Origin of the sequence: Nostoc sp. LEGE 06077 (genome assembly GCF_015207705.1) — a bacterium.
Taxonomy (GTDB): domain Bacteria; phylum Cyanobacteriota; class Cyanobacteriia; order Cyanobacteriales; family Nostocaceae; genus Nostoc_B.
This window is the reverse complement of sequence record NZ_JADEWI010000095.1, coordinates 1-14,895: the sequence shown is the minus strand read 5'-3', so window position 1 is coordinate 14,895 and position 14,895 is coordinate 1. Positions and strand designations below refer to the sequence as shown.

Below are 14,895 nucleotides of genomic sequence, written 5' to 3'. Positions count from 1 at the left end.
CTCCAACTACAACAGAAATGGTTGATAAACTAATATCAGTTGCACTCGACTTAATAAATCCTCAACATTTAAGAAACTGGTTTGCTACTTGCTGCTACTGTACCTCATAACAGCCGGAACTGCTGTAAAGGTTCTCTAAATAATTAATCTCCAATTAACTCCACCGCATCTCTGCCATCCAAATCTTGTAAGTAAACTTTGACTACTTCTTCTTTTGCTGTGGGTAATTGTTTCCCAACAAAATCTGCTTGAATTGGCAGTTCTCTATGACCTCGGTCTACTAACACCGCTAAACGAATGATTTCTGGCCTACCATACTCAGTAACAGCGTTTAAAGCCGCGCGAATGGTTCTCCCTTTGAAAATTACGTCATCAACCAGAACAACGGTTTTTCCGGTCAGGTCAAAGGGGATGTTGGTTTTGGCAGGAGTCCGCAAGCCAATTTTGTCAAGGTCATCTCGATAAAAAGTAATATCCAAGGCTCCCACTGGCACATTGATTCCTTCCAGTGCCTCAATTTGGCGTGCCAATGATTCTGCTATGGGTACTCCTTTAGTATAAATACCCATAAGTACTAGTTGGGATAAATCACGCGTCCGTTCGACAATTTGCGAAGCCAGGCGGGTTAAGGTACGCCGCAAGTCTTCTGATGAGAGAATTTCAACTACTTTTGCACACATAAGATATCGTCAATGGTCAATAGTCAATGGTCAATAGTCAATGGTCAACTGAAACTATGGATGATTGACCATTGACTTATTACTTTTATCATGACCTGTTTGGGAGCAAGAATAGTATAGCGATCGCAATTCCTAGCCACAATAAAAAACTATAGCGAGTGAGTTGCAACGCTTGATGAATTGTCATCGGTGTAATAGGGTAAATGGCATCGCCTAATAATGGTTTTTCTTTGGCTACACCTCGATACCAATTTGTCCCTCCTACCTGCACACCCAAAATCGCCGCATAAGCACATTCACTCCAACCAGAATTGGGGCTGGGGTCTAAAATGGCATCTCTGCGACATATCAGCCAAACAGATAATGGTTTACCTGATAACAGTCCCAAGGTTATTACAGTTAAACGACAAGGTAGCCAAGTTAAATAATCTTCTAACCGCGCACTAAACCAACCTAAATAAGTGTAAGGTGCTTCCTTATAACCCACCATTGAATCTAAGGTACTGCTGGCTTTATATGCCAAAGCTAAAGGAACTGCACCTAAGTTTGGTATACAAGCACCAACAACGGCATAAAAAAGCGGGGCCATCACTCCATCGGTGGCATTTTCGCTGACGGTTTCTAAAACAGCCCGTAAAATTTCTGCTTCTGATAAGTTTTGGGTATCTCGACCAACATAATTACTTAAAGCCTGACGCGCTGCTGATAAATTGCCCGCAATTAAGGGTTGTAAAACATCTGTGGTGGCTGTTCGTAAACTCCGTAACGCAAAACAGCTGGCAAGGATAATACTTTCTATGACTACTGCCAATATTGGATGTAACTCTCTGGCAAGTTGAACTATTAACCAACCGATACAACCACTACCAATAATTAAAATTATTCCCAGCAAAATTCCGGCAATTTTTTGTGTTATGGGATTTTGACATATCCGCAACCAAAATTTGCTGAGGCGAGAAATCACCCATCCCATCACTTGGACTGGATGCGGCCAACCCCAAGGATCACCTATTAAGAAATCTAAAATTGCCGCGATGATCAATGTCATTAGCCCTTTGTCATTTGTCATTATTGACTAAACTACAAAACTTGCTTCTTCTCCTAATGATGCTTGCCAACTGCGGGCATCGTAATAGAGATCTGCCAAGGTAATACTGTATAAAGCTTCTTTAAGTTTTTGATTGAGTCTTTGCCAGAGAGTGTATGTTACCCAATCTTCTGCCTGAATTGGTTTTGGGTGGCGGTCAGGAACATGGGTAATGGTTTCACCTACGGCTTCTAATATTTGTCCAATGGAGATTTCTCTGGGTTTTCTTGCTAGTTGATATCCTCCAATACTGCCACGAATTGATTTAACTAACCCCGAACGACGCATTTCTATGAGCAATTTTTCTAGGTAAGGTGCGGGAATATCTTGACGTTGGGCGATCGCTCTTACAGATACCGGCCCATAATCTGGCTGTAAGCTTAAATCTAGCAATGCCTTGACACTGTAATGTCCTTTGGTAGTTAGTTTCATTATTTTTTAGTCAAGAATCCATAGTCAAAAGTCAATGGTCAATAGTCAAAAGTCAAAAGTTAAAAAAATACTCATAAATAAATTTTGCCTTTGACTGTGGACTATGTGCTTTTGACTAAAGATCAGGTTTGCTTATCATTTTATGTTCCCAGAAGCAAGCTGACTGAGTAGCTAAACTTTTTTGCCTTAGTTTAAAAAACTTAAACAAGTACAGTTTAGCAGTTTTTCACAAACTATATATAGTAATCAGCATTGTCGATATCTAAACAATAGATTGTCTTGACATTATTGATAATTGTGCAACAATTCTGGCTAGGATTGTAATATACTTGGCTAGGTTGATATAAAAACTAAAGGATTTTGTTCCTATCAACTCAACCTCAGCTAATATAAAATCGATTCAACTACTTCAACCATTCATTTTCCATCTAAGTTGATGCCTAAACAGAAAAAAATTGAACCCCTCGTGGGGGAAGATCTGCTCAAGAAAGTCAAAGAGCTAGAGAACCTTAGCAAAGAAGAAAAAGCTAAGGAGTGCGGCTACTATACCGTTACCAAAAATGGTATAGAGCGTGTCAATATGATGAAATTTTTGAATGCTCTCATTGATGCTGAAGGTATTCAATTAGATAGTGCGCCCAATGCAAATGGACGTGGTGGACGCAGTGCCAGCTATCGCATTAGCGTACAATCCAACGGTAACTTACTGATTGGTTCAGCTTACACAAAACAGATGAATCTCAAACCAGGTGACGAATTTCTGATCACTTTAGGGAAGAAGCACATTCGTCTGCGTCAAGTAGATCCAGAAGAAAGAGAAGCTGATCTAGAAGAAGTAGAAGCCACAGCTTAATAAATAGTCAAGAGTCAAGAGTCAAAAGTCAAAAGTCAATAATTGCTGTCGAAATAATGACCAATGACTATTGACCAATGACTATTGACCATTGACCGATGACTTTTGGCTAAAAATATATTGATGGAGTGTTTTGCGGGTGAAGGCCAAATTGCAGGTTAAGGCTATTTGCTCTTTTTCTAATAAACCTAAAATTCGCTCATGGTTGTCTCTAGCTACCACTGGTAACTGATGCAAACCACGCAAAGCCATGCGATCTAAAGCTTCAGATAAAGGTTCATCCCGCCAAGCATAAAGAATTTCAGTGGTGCAGATATCTAAGAGGGTTTGATTAGATAATTCGCCCGAAATTTCTGTAGCAGAATTTTGGTAATTTTTCCAGCGGGTCAGGGCGCGATTAATATCTTCTAAAGAAATAATCCCGACCAATTGCTCGGCTTCATTAATTACTAAAGCACTGCGTGTGCGATCGCGGGCCATCTCCATCGCCGCTTCTAACAATCCTAAAGTTGCAGGTAATTTTTTTGGGCAAGAAAGTACAGCATCTTCCACCAAAATTTCCTGCACAATTTCTGCTTGCTCATCTTTCAAATCAGCTAAACCAAATTGTTGAAGTTTCGAGTTAGAGTTAATATTTGGTTTAATTTGATCAATGAACCACACACTCAAACCCACCGCAGCCATTAAAGGTAAAACAATGCGGTAATCACGGGTGAGTTCAAACAGCATTAAAATCGCCGTTAACGGCGCTCTGACACTAGCCGCCAGTACCGCAGCCATACCCACCATTGCATAGGCTGGGGGAGCCGCCATGTATGCGTCAATTCCCGGAGCGATAAGGCACAAAATTTTGGCATAAGCCGAGCCAAAGGAAGCGCCCAAAAACATCGCTGGGGCAAATAAACCGCCGACAAAACCACTCCCAGCGCTAATAGCCGTCATCAATAACTTGACGATTAGCAAAGCCACCAACAGATTTAGCGAAAACTCCACATCCTGAAGCATGGCTTGGACAGTACCATAACCAATACCTAAAATCTGTGGAAATTGCAAAGCCACTAGCCCTAAAACCACACCACCAATAATTGGATGAATTGCTTTAGGAATGTGTTTGAAAAACCCAAACCCAGGAACTGAGCCAGCAAAGCAAGCTTTAGCTAACCGAATTAATTCTGTATAAGCTAGAGAAATCAGACTGGCTCCCAAACCCAAGCCGAGATACAAAGGTAATTCCAGAGGGCTACGGACTTGGTAGACAGGTAAAGCAAAAGCTGGTTGCGCTCCCAAGCCAATTTGGGCAATTAACGCCGCCACAACGGCGGCTAGTAGCACTACACTCACCGCCGAAGTAGCAAAAGATGTCGCCCCCATAACTACTTCTAAAGCAAAAAATACCCCAGCGATCGGTGCATTAAATCCGGCTGCTAATCCTGCTGCTGCACCCGCACTTAAAAGTAACCGCTGGCGTTCTTGAGAAACTTGGAGAATCAGCGACAACAACATCCCAAAATTAGCGCCAATTTCCACACTCGGCCCCTCTGGCCCCAAAGAAGCACCACTTCCTAAAGAAACAGAAGCAGCAATCATCTTGGTGACAGGTCTTAAGGGTCGCTTAATTACTGTTCCTTGGGAAGCGGCGATTAAAGATGATAAACCAGGGCCAAAATCTTGAGTGCGCCAGCGCATGAAGCCAACAATTAATCCACCCATAATAGGAACGCAGGCTAAAGTCCAGCCGCCCCAAGCACCAATCACACTCATCAGATTTTCGAGCATGAGATGGTGAATTAACTCAATTAAATAGTGAAATGTCACTACACCCATGCCAGTACCACCACCAATCAGTATGGCTAAAAACAGCACAACGGTTTCCGGTGTGGGTTGAAAACGGTTAATCAGATGTGTTAAACGGTTAGAAGGTGTAGGAAATGCAGGTTGTTCCATTACCTTCCTTAAGTTGGTGGGAGGCAAGAGAGTCATTGAAGGTTGGGGTAAATGTAAGAAAAAATTTAAATCATTTATCTGTTACTTCTCATTGTGAGTCATTATTTATCAACCAGACAAGTGATTTAGATTTGCTGGAATTTATAAAGCTTTGATTAAAAAAATTTGTTGGGTGAAAATTTTCTGTGATCACAAGTATGTGAAAGAAAATTAATATTCAATGGTCTGCGATCGCTGGTATGGTACAAATTAGCGGTTTCCCAATTTTCTATAGATAAAATACAGTATCGATGAATTGAGTAGATGTACTATATGGGAGCAACAAACAGCAGTCATCTTCACTTAAATCTAGCTATACTCGTGTTGCGGCCATTGAGTTATTCCTGGTAGAACACTGGAAAGATGATTGACTATGCCAAGTTTAGATTTTTTTGGTTTATACTCCACCCCTATTGGTCGGAGTCAATTCCAAATTCCAAATCCTTTGGCTAAGGTTGTTATCTCTAACTAGCAAGCCTACTAAGCATTACTCAGAAATTCAATATAACTATTTTTATAGAGCGAGTAGATGGACTAGGCGGACAAGGTAAATGAATACACCCATCTTTGATAATCATTATGTTACTTGCCCAATTTGCCAAAGAAATGCTAGACCCAAACCCATCAAGGCTTATATAGGTTTGTTTACCTGTCCCTATTGCCAGGAAAGATTAGTAGTATGTCGCAGCGGTCATTATGTCCGCGATCCGTTTACTTTTAGGCAAATGATCTTGGCTTCGGCATTACGCCGCCAAAGCAGCCCTTTTGCCAGAATCATCAGGGATTTTCTGCCTCTTAAACGACCTTTGCTTACTCTAGCACTTGGCAGTGCAGTTTTATTAGGTGCGATCGCCATAACTCAGCAACACACCAACCACGATGAGTCAGTACTACCTCAAAACGAAAGACTTCAAGAAAGGAATCTGGATTAGGAACGTTGATTAGGTACTGGGTGCAAAAACATTTGATAGAGTGACGATAACATTCTTGATAATGGTCTAGTCCGAAATCATTCATGAAAAACAAGATACCCGACTGCTCAAAACAGTCGGGTATCTATGTTTAGTAATTCCAAAAATCTACGTAAGAGCATAGGCTACACCTTTCCACAGGGTACGGCCGTTTGCCTTTTAGGGAGCGATCGCCTACTATTCTCGTTCAAAAATCAAATATGATTCCTGTATATAGCCGTAGGCATATTATGTAGGACATTGGTAAAGGATAAAAACTAGATAACATAAGACTTTTAACTCTGTCACCTGTCAACTATTACCTGTCCCCTACTCTAGTTATTGACCTAACCCATCATATCTATTTGGGTCTTTCTTCTCCTTTTTTTTCTGAGGATCTTTTTTTTGTTTTTTGACTTCTCTATTACCCTTTTTTTCTTTAGACATAATGAATTTCCTATGTAGTGTTAACTCAAGTAACAGTTGAAACCATCAACTACTGAAGACTAGCAATAAGGTAGTCAAAGTAACCATTGACTTCGTTAGAATCTTCTACTGACATCATCGAGATAGTGGCACTCTTCATTCCGCGAATACCTTCCACCACCGCTTCAATTGGAGTACCCAGAGACCGATACATTTCACGAGCGCCTATGACTCCAATCTCTTGGATTGGTGTGCTATCACCAGCGACGATACTATAAGTGATCAAACGCAGGTAATAATCCATATCACGCAGGCAAGTAGCAGTCATTTCCTGACCGTAAGCGTTACCACCGGGTGAAACAATATCTGGACGCTTTTGAAACAACTGATTTCCAGCTTGCTTAACTATGCGATCGCGATTTGCCGTTAAATTTTGAACCAGCCGCAGACGGCGCTCACCACTCTTGACAAAGCTTTTAATCGGCTCTAGTTCTCCGGGGTTAAGATAGCGAGCGTCCGCATCTGCGTTGAGAATTGACTTGACAATCAGGCTCATTATAAAGACTCCTTAAAAAATGAAATTATGTTCGTTACAATTACTAGTCAGCCTAGAAACAGCTACTAGTTAAGAGGGTTATTTTTTTGAATCAAGACTTAGAAATTGACACTTGCCAGCGAAAAAGTAATTATTTTGTGCTGATGAAACTTAGGACAAGAATTTGCCTAACATTCAGACAAACAGACTTTTTCAGTTATCTAAGTTCAATAATTCACCGAATTCAATGTGCAGAGTTTAAATTCTGGATATGAATTATGTAATTAGGTATTTTTGCCTTTTTTAAGTTGAATAAAAATTGTATTTACTGCTTTCAAATTTACCCAATATTGATGGGCAGTACTTAGATATATGTTGCTTGCTAAAATTTAGATTTGACAGTTTTTTATCCTAAAAACTAATGTCTGAAAATCGGCTCTAATTAGGTTGAATTTCCCAAATATTCCAGACTTTTATGACAGCCAGAGGCTTAAAAATTGGTTGTAATCCTCTTAATGTGGTTGCTACTTTCTACGACTATATATGTAGATTATTTTTAACCTCACCTGTTTAGTATAGCAGTTATATTTTACTTTTTTTACGGATTATCTTTTTTGGTATTAATTAGGTAGGAAAGCAAAAAAACAAATTAGATTTTTTGTATAAAATACAGTCAGTAATTATGCTGCTTTCAATTTAATCTATGAGATAAATCTGTAACAAGAAATACTATTTTTTATAAAGTAGGCTATAGTGACTAATAGATTCCACAAACTAGGTAAAAACCTTGGCTGACATAATTGATACCGCCGTTCAGGCTGGTTCTTTCAATACCCTAGTTGCTGCAATCAAAGCTGCTAATCTGGTAGATACTCTCAAAGGTGCTGGGCCATTTACTGTTTTTGCACCTACTGATGAAGCATTTGCTAAACTTCCAGAAGGAACAGTAGATACATTACTAAAAGATATTCCCAAACTCAAAAAGATTCTGACTTATCATGTCGTTTCAGGCAAGGTACTTTCAGGTGAAGTAGTTAAGCTAAAATCAGCCACTACAATTGAAGGTTCTGATGTGAAAATTGATGTTTCTAATGGTGTCAAGGTAAATGATGCAACTGTTGCTACAGCAGATGTTGCTGCTGATAATGGTGTCATTCACATTATTGATACTGTATTAATTCCTGCCTAAGTAAATGCTTAGATAGTAATGATGAATATGTGGGGTAGTGACTATAAATAAATAGTCACTACCCCACATACTTTTAGATGTATTTTATGCAAAAATTTTATCTATTATTATATTTTCAGGGAGAGTCAGGAATTGAATATTAGGGAATAAATTGGGAAATAATCAGCCAGAAATTTTGAAAATGAAGTAATAGACATCTCCTACAATTAATTCTGCGTTGCGCGTAGGCTGTTCGCTCTTACATCATTTCTGGAGATGTCTATTGATTGTGACTCGTGAATTATTTTTTAGCGTAGCTGAAAACCGAGATTATTTAAAGCTTGCCGTAGGCGATCGCGTCCTCGTAAAGATTCTGCTGTAGCAACTCGCTCAGATGAATGTTGTGACCAATCGCCAGGAATGTTCATCTGTTGTTCAGTATAGAACTGTTTGATGATGTCGTTGTAGTGGGCGATCGCTTCATCTTGTCCTGCTAATTTATAAGTTTCTCGATGCAGTACTGCTGAGTGTGGTAAACGCGGTTTAATTGCCGCATTCACTTCGGGATTGGGATAACCCACACACAACCCAAATACCGCATATACAGAGGAAGGTAAATTGAGAATAGCTGCTACTTCTTCGGGATGGTTGCGAATGCCACCAATGTATACTGTTCCTAAGCCTAAAGATTCAGCTGCGATCGTTGCATTCTGGGCTGCTAAGGTAGCATCAACAGTTGCCATCACAAACATTTCTAAATAGTCTAGCGCTTCATGGGCGATGCCGCGACTATCCGCAACGTAACTCAGACGCGCTAGATCTGCTAACCACACCAAAAATAAAGGTGCTTGTCGGATGTGTGCTTGATTTCCCGCCAACTTTGATAGTTCTTCTTTACGTTGGGGATCTTCTACTGCTACCACACTCCAAGTTTGCAGATTAGAAGAAGTAGACTGCGCCGCCGTCACCAGTATTTCCAGTGTTACTGGCGGGAGAGCATCGCTGAGATAAGAACGGATGGAACGGTGTGATAACAATGTTGTCAGTGATTCATTCCAATCAATTTCTGAATTAAAAGGAAGTTCACCGTAACGCGATCTTAATAGTTCTGTAGGATTGCTCATAGAAAGTATGAAGTCTACAAGATAAAGCTTTTGTAGGGTAGGCAATACCTTAGCTAAAAACTCATTGCCTACCTGACAATTATTGAGAATACTGTAACAGAGAAGTATACTAATTCCTCATGACCACTGCTATTTTTCAGCAACTTACTCAATCTAGATTAAACCTTTGGGGAAAATGCAGCATACTGTTCTTTAGTTAATACTGCATCTCTGACATTAACTTGTTTGGGAATCAATTTCAATTGATAATAAGTATCTGCAACTTGTTGTTGTAAATTAATTAAATTATCATCAATTGGTACTATGCCAAAACTACGTCTACTAGTTGCCTTTTGCATGATTTCTAAATCAATGCCTAGTACAGGTGCAAGAGTTTTTGCTACCTCTTCCCGATTCTGTTGTGACCATTCTTCTAGTTTTTGAATTTCTTCGAGAATCGCCTTGATAGTTTTGGGATTTTCAGTTACAAACTTGCGGCTTCCTAAATAATATCCGCCTTGTTTATTAATGCCTGTACCATCAATAAGAACACGCGCATTAGTTGCCTGTTGGGCTGCTGCATAAAACGGATCCCAAATTACCCAAGCATCTACACTACCTTTTACAAATGCTGCCCTTGCATCCGAGGGTGGTAAATATTTTGGCTCAATTTCACTATATTGTACTCCCCCTTTTTGCAGAGCTTGCACTAGTAATAAATGAGCGCTAGAACCTTTTTGAAAGGCAATTTTTTTACCTTTTAGGTCACTTAGTTGCTTAATTGCAGAATTTTCTGGAATAAGAATTGCTGAACCTGCTGGACTAGGAGCAATACCAGCAACGTAAGTCAATGCGGCACCTGCGGCTTGGGCAAATATTGGTGGTGATTCTCCTACATGGCCAAAGTCAATGCTGCCCACATTCATTGCTTCTAGTAGTTGCGGGCCTGCGGGAAATTCAATCCATTCGACTGATTTTCCTTCTGGCGCAAACCGCTTTTCTAATACCCCTTTAGCCTTCAGTAAAATCAGTGATTTCTGATAGCCAAATCTGACAACTTTAGCTTCTTTTGGTGCAGTATCACTAACTGGATTGTTGTTACCATTGGCAGAATTCACATTAGAAGGTGCGGAGCAAGCTGTAAATATTAAGCTCAAACAAAGACCTGTAATAAAAGCGCCTGCTATGGGTAAAGACCCAGGCTGAAAACGGAACTTGGGTGATTTCTGCCAGGAAATATTAATAAATTTAATCAGCGATCGCCATTTAGCAATTAAGTGGCGATAAATCAAGTTAAGCATCCAAATGTTTCTCCAAATATCTTCAAATACTATAATCCTATAGAGTTACAGTTGTATACTATTAAATTAGGGGAGGTTGACAAAATATCAGGAGTGATAACTTTTAGATCTCCCCTGTTCTCCGCTGTAAAAATCATGGAAGAAGATTCAGAATTTAGGAGCCAGAATAAATAATTGGCGGAGTCTGAAATTTGCTTATATCTGTCGGTTTGTCAAAGATTTCAGAGTTCTGTTACTTCTGCGTTATCGATTACCCCGCTTGGAAAAGAGGCTAATATCAATTCCAGGTTTCTTTTTTCTGGCAGTCACAGTACTAGGTTGAAGTTTAAAGCCGAGTTGCTCTGGCTTAATTTGCGAAAAAGACTCTTTCAAAATAATTGTGAAGGGATATCGTTGGAAAACAGCGGCTTTACCTTGAGATAACAATGTTCTGGCATGGCTGATACGTACTGGAGATAGTGGTTGTTGATCTGCATCAAGAATTAAAACTTTAGTCATGAGTTACAAATATAGTGTCAGGTCAAGTTAATAAGCGATCGCAGTGATTTATTTCATCTCTGACGCACAAAAGTGCGATCGCATCTTTTTCGGGTTACATTTCTCCATCGATAGCCTAGTACAACAAGGCAAAAGTCAAAAGTCAAAAGAAGTAATAGTGATACCACGAGCCTTTTCGCAATTCCAGATGGTCACTGAGTTTGGTCGAAGTGTGGTCTGTTTATTTACGCCGACCTGTACTAGTTACTCCAGATGCGGAGTCATCTACAAGTTATTTTGCTATCTGTGTGATGTAGCATACTAAATACTCTGTAGAAGAAAGATGAGAGCCTAGAGGTGAACTCCAGCACTCTCTTAGAATTACCGCCCATTTAGCTGTGATATCGTGTCCTTAAACAACGGTTTATCGAGCGACTTATCGTTGTATAGAGTACAAGGAAAAGTTAACACAGACAAATCGAAAAAGCAAGCTAATTGACGGAGTGTTGTGATCCGAGAACACTAAAGTCAACTGCATCATGCTCAATAACCATAAGTAAGTCGGTTTTAAAAATTGTCGTTATGGCAGGAGGGAAGAGGTTTTCAAGCCACTTTACTTTTCGTTACATAGTTCGGTTTATTTTCACCGTTCTACTTATCTGACTTTTATGCAATCAAGTAGCTGGTACAAGATGCAATCACACGCAGGATATATAAACTTTTGTAACTGAAGTATCTTGATAACTTTCTGGTATAATCTACGGTAAGTAGACCGATTTATAGTATTTTAAAAAATAAGCTTGCACAAATAATCCCATAAAAGCCATTGTCTGAAGCTGGCAAAAGCAAATTTTAGACTTGGGTTGATGTTGTCAACTCAACAGATTTGTATCGTCAATTAAGTAAAAATATATCAGGTTTATTTATATGTTATTTACTTGATAAATAGCAAAATATCAACAGTTGACATGATTCCCCAGATAATCATTAAATTAAAAAGCTAATAATCGTCAAAAAAGCAAAAGATTTTAGTAAAATTCTTGCAGCTTAATCATCAATAAACGACCCAAAAATATGCGCTATAATCAATTAGGTGAAAGTGACCTAAAAGTTTCAGAAATTTGCCTTGGTACTATGACTTATGGGCGACAAAACAGTATTAAAGAAGCCCATCAACAGCTAGATTATGCTATTGCTCATGGGGTTAATTTCATTGATGCTGCGGAAATGTATCCAGTGCCGCCTAGAGAAGAAACTTATGGTTTCACAGAAACATACATTGGCGAATGGTTAAAACATCAGCAACGAGATAAAGTTATTGTCGCCACGAAAATAGCTGGCCCAGGACGCGGCTTTAAATGGCTACGTGGGGGAGCAGATGCCATTGAGCGTGATAACATTAAACAAGCTGTAGATGATAGTCTCAAAAGATTACAAACAGACTATATTGACCTTTACCAAATTCATTGGCCCGACCGCTACGTACCACGTTTTGGTCAGACAATCTTTGATCCCACTCAAGTAAAACCATCCGTTCCGATAGTAGAACAACTAGAAGCTTTTGCTGATATCATTCAATCAGGAAAAATTCGTTATCTTGGTTTAAGCAATGAAACTCCTTGGGGAATCACCCAATTTAGTAATGCTGCCAAACAATTAGGATTACCAAAAGTTATCTCCATTCAAAATGCTTACAACTTACTCAATCGTGTATTTGATGGAGCTTTAGCTGAAGCAGTTTATTACGAAAACATTGGTTTATTAGCTTACAGTCCCTTAGCATTTGGTTTTTTAACTGGGAAATATCTCAACGGCAAACCAGAAAATACAAGAATTACATTGTTTGAAAACTTTGGTCAACGCTACCTTAAACCACAAGTTACCGCAGCAGTAACAGCTTACGTAGAACTAGCCAAACGCCACGAAATTAGTCCGGCACAACTAGCTTTAGCATTTGTGCGGAGTCGTTGGTTTGTGACTAGCACAATTATTGGTGCAACAACTCTAGAACAACTCCAAGAAAATCTAGAAAGTGTGAATTTAGTTCTCAGCAAAGAAATTTTGGCAGAGTTGGATGCAATTAATACTCAATATCCCAATCCAGCGCCTTAACAGTACTGAGTAAATACAGTAATTCTGCTATTTGAACTCAAAAACTAGTAATTTCCTAGGTGGAACATGACGATCGCCACAACATTTGTTGAACAAAATACTATCCGTCGTCGAGGTACTGGCTTAAAGGCATATAATCCTGAGAAGGCTTACAAGGGATACACACTTTTTACGCCATTGACAGGTGATGGAGAAGTATATCTTTTGAACTTGCAAGGGGAAGTAGTACATCAATGGAATCTGCCTTATCCGCCAGGGTTATATGGTTATCTCTTACCTAATGGCAATCTGTTCTATAACGGTAAGACACCAGAAATTCCCCCACGCTTTCCCCTTTGGTCGGCGTTTAAAGGTGGTGTGGTTTTAGAAGTAGACCCCAAAGGCAATATCATCTGGGAATATCAACATCCAGACCATCATCACGATGGACGCAAACTCAGCAATGGGAATGTGATTTTATTAGCCATTGAAAAGATTCCCCAATCTCTGGTTCCTCGCATCAAAGGCGGTGTCGCTGGAACAGAAGCAGATGGTGATATCTATGCTGATGTACTTTATGAAGTGACTCCTACTGGTGAGATTGTCTGGACTTGGCACGCCTACGAACACCTTGACCCAGAGAAGTTTATCATTACTCCCCAAGATCAACGACATGAATGGACTCACGGGAACACTGTCGGCGAACTGGCGGACGGTAATATTATCGTGAGCTTCCGTAACATTTCCACAGTTGCTATTATCAATCGCCAAACTGGAAATATCATCTGGACACTAGGGGATGACGTACTAGCACAGCAACATTTTCCTAACGAATTACCTAACGGCAACATCTTGATTTTTGATAACGGCGCACATCGTCGTCACACAGCATTGAATTTCTCTCGTGTGATTGAAGTGAACCGTCAAACTCAAGAAATCGTTTGGGAGTACACAGATAGTCCACCTCACAACTTCTTCAGTTCATACATATCAGGAGCGCAACGCCTTCCTAATGGCAATACTTTGATTACCGAAGGTGCTTACGGCCGCATATTTGAGGTGACTAGAGAAGGGGAAATAGTTTGGGAATACGTCAACCCGCATTTTGCAGTTCGTAATGTCCCTGGTGAGAAGTCATTGGTAGCTCGTGGGGAACAGAATTCCGTCTTCCGCGCCTTCCGTTACGCACCTGAAGAAGTGCCTTGGCTGTAAGGGCTACGGTGTACACACAAATAAATGTTCATTGAGTGCATCTGTCCCACCTCGGAATGAATTCCAAGTCTCATAGCGCAAGTCATCTTCAGATGACTCAACCAAAAATGTCTTCCAGTCCACGCTTTGTGGACTTTGGCTATGAGCCTGGAACTTTAGTTCTAGGCGGGATGTGGTTGAACACGAAAATTTTTGACTTGTGTGTACACGGTAGGGCTGTAAGGGAGGCAGAAGGCAGGAGGGAAGAAAGTTTTTCTGTCTTTGCCTAACTAACAGATGTGGGATGAAAGCATCTCAAAGCCGTCTAAAAAATCCTATTCACAAAGGAACGTCAACATGGCTGAAGTCAAAATATATAGTGCTGTCGTTTGTCCTTTTGCTCACCGTTCTCGTCTGGTACTGCAAGAAAAGGGCATCGACTTTGATTTGATAGAGATTGATTTGCAGAATAAGCCTGTAGGATTCACAGAGGCTTTGTTGCATGAAAGGAAAAAAGGACACACCAATCCGAAGTAAGGAGAGGAATTAGTCTTCGACTTTATAAGAGTCGGGCTTACCTAACTGGATCATGCGGTTAAGCGCAGCACATTGCAGAAA

The 14,895-nt window shown here is 40.0% G+C and carries 15 protein-coding genes; 7 read left to right on the top strand and 8 right to left on the bottom strand.

What is annotated here, in order from left to right; translation table 11 throughout:
* Positions 1 to 143: 143 nt before the first annotated feature.
* The 3 genes from pyrR to IQ244_RS31080 form a co-directional block, all read right to left on the bottom strand.
* Entirely contained in the window at positions 144 to 680 is a 537-nt protein-coding gene (pyrR, locus tag IQ244_RS31090; protein ID WP_193900527.1) for a bifunctional pyr operon transcriptional regulator/uracil phosphoribosyltransferase PyrR, read from the bottom strand.
* 88 nt (positions 681 to 768) lie between these two features.
* Positions 769 to 1,728: an adenosylcobinamide-phosphate synthase CbiB gene (gene cbiB, locus IQ244_RS31085; protein WP_228059273.1), complete on the bottom strand. Its 960-nt coding sequence runs from the start codon at positions 1,726 to 1,728 to the stop codon at positions 769 to 771.
* 27 nt (positions 1,729 to 1,755) lie between these two features.
* On the bottom strand, positions 1,756 to 2,199 hold the full coding sequence (locus IQ244_RS31080) for an Rrf2 family transcriptional regulator (protein WP_193900525.1): 444 nt from the start codon (positions 2,197 to 2,199) through the stop codon (positions 1,756 to 1,758).
* Positions 2,200 to 2,635: 436 nt separating this feature from the next.
* Here IQ244_RS31080 and IQ244_RS31075 point away from each other — a divergent pair, with 436 nt between their 5' ends.
* Positions 2,636 to 3,052, top strand: coding sequence for an AbrB family transcriptional regulator (locus tag IQ244_RS31075; RefSeq protein WP_193900524.1), 417 nt, complete (start codon positions 2,636 to 2,638; stop codon positions 3,050 to 3,052).
* Between the two features lie 81 nt (positions 3,053 to 3,133).
* On the opposite strand, the gene IQ244_RS31070 is transcribed toward IQ244_RS31075, so the two are convergent.
* On the bottom strand, positions 3,134 to 5,032 hold the full coding sequence (locus tag IQ244_RS31070) for a chloride channel protein (protein ID WP_193900523.1): 1,899 nt from the start codon (positions 5,030 to 5,032) through the stop codon (positions 3,134 to 3,136).
* 554 nt (positions 5,033 to 5,586) lie between these two features.
* On the opposite strand from IQ244_RS31070, the gene IQ244_RS31065 reads away from it, so the two are divergent.
* Positions 5,587 to 5,967, top strand: a complete 381-nt coding sequence (locus tag IQ244_RS31065; RefSeq protein ID WP_193900522.1) for a hypothetical protein — start codon at positions 5,587 to 5,589, stop codon at positions 5,965 to 5,967.
* A gap of 514 nt (positions 5,968 to 6,481) precedes the next feature.
* On the opposite strand, the gene IQ244_RS31060 is transcribed toward IQ244_RS31065, so the two are convergent.
* Complete coding sequence (locus tag IQ244_RS31060) at positions 6,482 to 6,967, bottom strand: allophycocyanin (protein ID WP_193900521.1); 486 nt, start codon at positions 6,965 to 6,967, stop codon at positions 6,482 to 6,484.
* 766 nt (positions 6,968 to 7,733) lie between these two features.
* Between IQ244_RS31060 and IQ244_RS31055 the strand changes: the two genes are divergently transcribed.
* A complete protein-coding gene (locus tag IQ244_RS31055; protein WP_193900520.1) occupies positions 7,734 to 8,135 on the top strand; it encodes a fasciclin domain-containing protein in 402 nt (133 codons plus the stop codon).
* Positions 8,136 to 8,422: 287 nt separating this feature from the next.
* On the opposite strand, the gene IQ244_RS31050 is transcribed toward IQ244_RS31055, so the two are convergent.
* The 3 genes from IQ244_RS31050 to IQ244_RS31040 form a co-directional block, all read right to left on the bottom strand.
* Complete coding sequence (locus tag IQ244_RS31050; protein ID WP_193900519.1) at positions 8,423 to 9,238, bottom strand: NADPH-dependent oxidoreductase; 816 nt, start codon at positions 9,236 to 9,238, stop codon at positions 8,423 to 8,425.
* A gap of 158 nt (positions 9,239 to 9,396) precedes the next feature.
* Positions 9,397 to 10,518, bottom strand: a complete 1,122-nt coding sequence (locus tag IQ244_RS31045; RefSeq protein WP_193900518.1) for a sulfonate ABC transporter substrate-binding protein — start codon at positions 10,516 to 10,518, stop codon at positions 9,397 to 9,399.
* Between the two features lie 243 nt (positions 10,519 to 10,761).
* Complete coding sequence (locus IQ244_RS31040; RefSeq protein WP_193900517.1) at positions 10,762 to 11,016, bottom strand: RRXRR domain-containing protein; 255 nt, start codon at positions 11,014 to 11,016, stop codon at positions 10,762 to 10,764.
* A 1,053-nt stretch (positions 11,017 to 12,069) separates the two neighbouring features.
* Between IQ244_RS31040 and IQ244_RS31035 the strand changes: the two genes are divergently transcribed.
* From IQ244_RS31035 to IQ244_RS31020, 4 genes are all read left to right on the top strand, one after another.
* Complete coding sequence (locus IQ244_RS31035; protein ID WP_193900516.1) at positions 12,070 to 13,107, top strand: NADP(H)-dependent aldo-keto reductase; 1,038 nt, start codon at positions 12,070 to 12,072, stop codon at positions 13,105 to 13,107.
* A 66-nt stretch (positions 13,108 to 13,173) separates the two neighbouring features.
* Complete coding sequence (locus IQ244_RS31030) at positions 13,174 to 14,298, top strand: aryl-sulfate sulfotransferase (RefSeq protein ID WP_193900515.1); 1,125 nt, start codon at positions 13,174 to 13,176, stop codon at positions 14,296 to 14,298.
* Positions 14,299 to 14,390: 92 nt separating this feature from the next.
* A complete protein-coding gene (locus IQ244_RS31025; RefSeq protein WP_193900514.1) occupies positions 14,391 to 14,567 on the top strand; it encodes a hypothetical protein in 177 nt (58 codons plus the stop codon).
* 67 nt (positions 14,568 to 14,634) lie between these two features.
* The gene (locus tag IQ244_RS31020; protein WP_228059272.1) at positions 14,635 to 14,814 is read left to right on the top strand and encodes a glutathione S-transferase N-terminal domain-containing protein; all 180 of its coding nucleotides are present in this window, start codon (positions 14,635 to 14,637) and stop codon (positions 14,812 to 14,814) included.
* Positions 14,815 to 14,895: the final 81 nt, after the last annotated feature.

Bases quoted from the DNA above. Each gene is read 5' to 3' on its own strand.
- IQ244_RS31060 (WP_193900521.1), bottom strand. From the start codon at position 6,967: ATGAGCCTGATTGTCAAGTCAATTCTCAACGCAGATGCGGACGCTCGC.
- IQ244_RS31075 (WP_193900524.1), top strand. From the start codon at position 2,636: ATGCCTAAACAGAAAAAAATTGAACCCCTCGTGGGGGAAGATCTGCTC.
- IQ244_RS31030 (WP_193900515.1), top strand. From the start codon at position 13,174: ATGACGATCGCCACAACATTTGTTGAACAAAATACTATCCGTCGTCGA.
- IQ244_RS31025 (WP_193900514.1), top strand. From the start codon at position 14,391: ATGACTCAACCAAAAATGTCTTCCAGTCCACGCTTTGTGGACTTTGGC.
- pyrR (WP_193900527.1), bottom strand. From the start codon at position 680: ATGTGTGCAAAAGTAGTTGAAATTCTCTCATCAGAAGACTTGCGGCGT.
- IQ244_RS31065 (WP_193900522.1), top strand. From the start codon at position 5,587: ATGAATACACCCATCTTTGATAATCATTATGTTACTTGCCCAATTTGC.
- cbiB (WP_228059273.1), bottom strand. From the start codon at position 1,728: ATGACATTGATCATCGCGGCAATTTTAGATTTCTTAATAGGTGATCCT.
- IQ244_RS31080 (WP_193900525.1), bottom strand. From the start codon at position 2,199: ATGAAACTAACTACCAAAGGACATTACAGTGTCAAGGCATTGCTAGAT.
- IQ244_RS31070 (WP_193900523.1), bottom strand. From the start codon at position 5,032: ATGACTCTCTTGCCTCCCACCAACTTAAGGAAGGTAATGGAACAACCT.
- IQ244_RS31040 (WP_193900517.1), bottom strand. From the start codon at position 11,016: ATGACTAAAGTTTTAATTCTTGATGCAGATCAACAACCACTATCTCCA.
- IQ244_RS31035 (WP_193900516.1), top strand. From the start codon at position 12,070: ATGCGCTATAATCAATTAGGTGAAAGTGACCTAAAAGTTTCAGAAATT.
- IQ244_RS31050 (WP_193900519.1), bottom strand. From the start codon at position 9,238: ATGAGCAATCCTACAGAACTATTAAGATCGCGTTACGGTGAACTTCCT.
- IQ244_RS31020 (WP_228059272.1), top strand. From the start codon at position 14,635: ATGGCTGAAGTCAAAATATATAGTGCTGTCGTTTGTCCTTTTGCTCAC.
- IQ244_RS31045 (WP_193900518.1), bottom strand. From the start codon at position 10,518: ATGCTTAACTTGATTTATCGCCACTTAATTGCTAAATGGCGATCGCTG.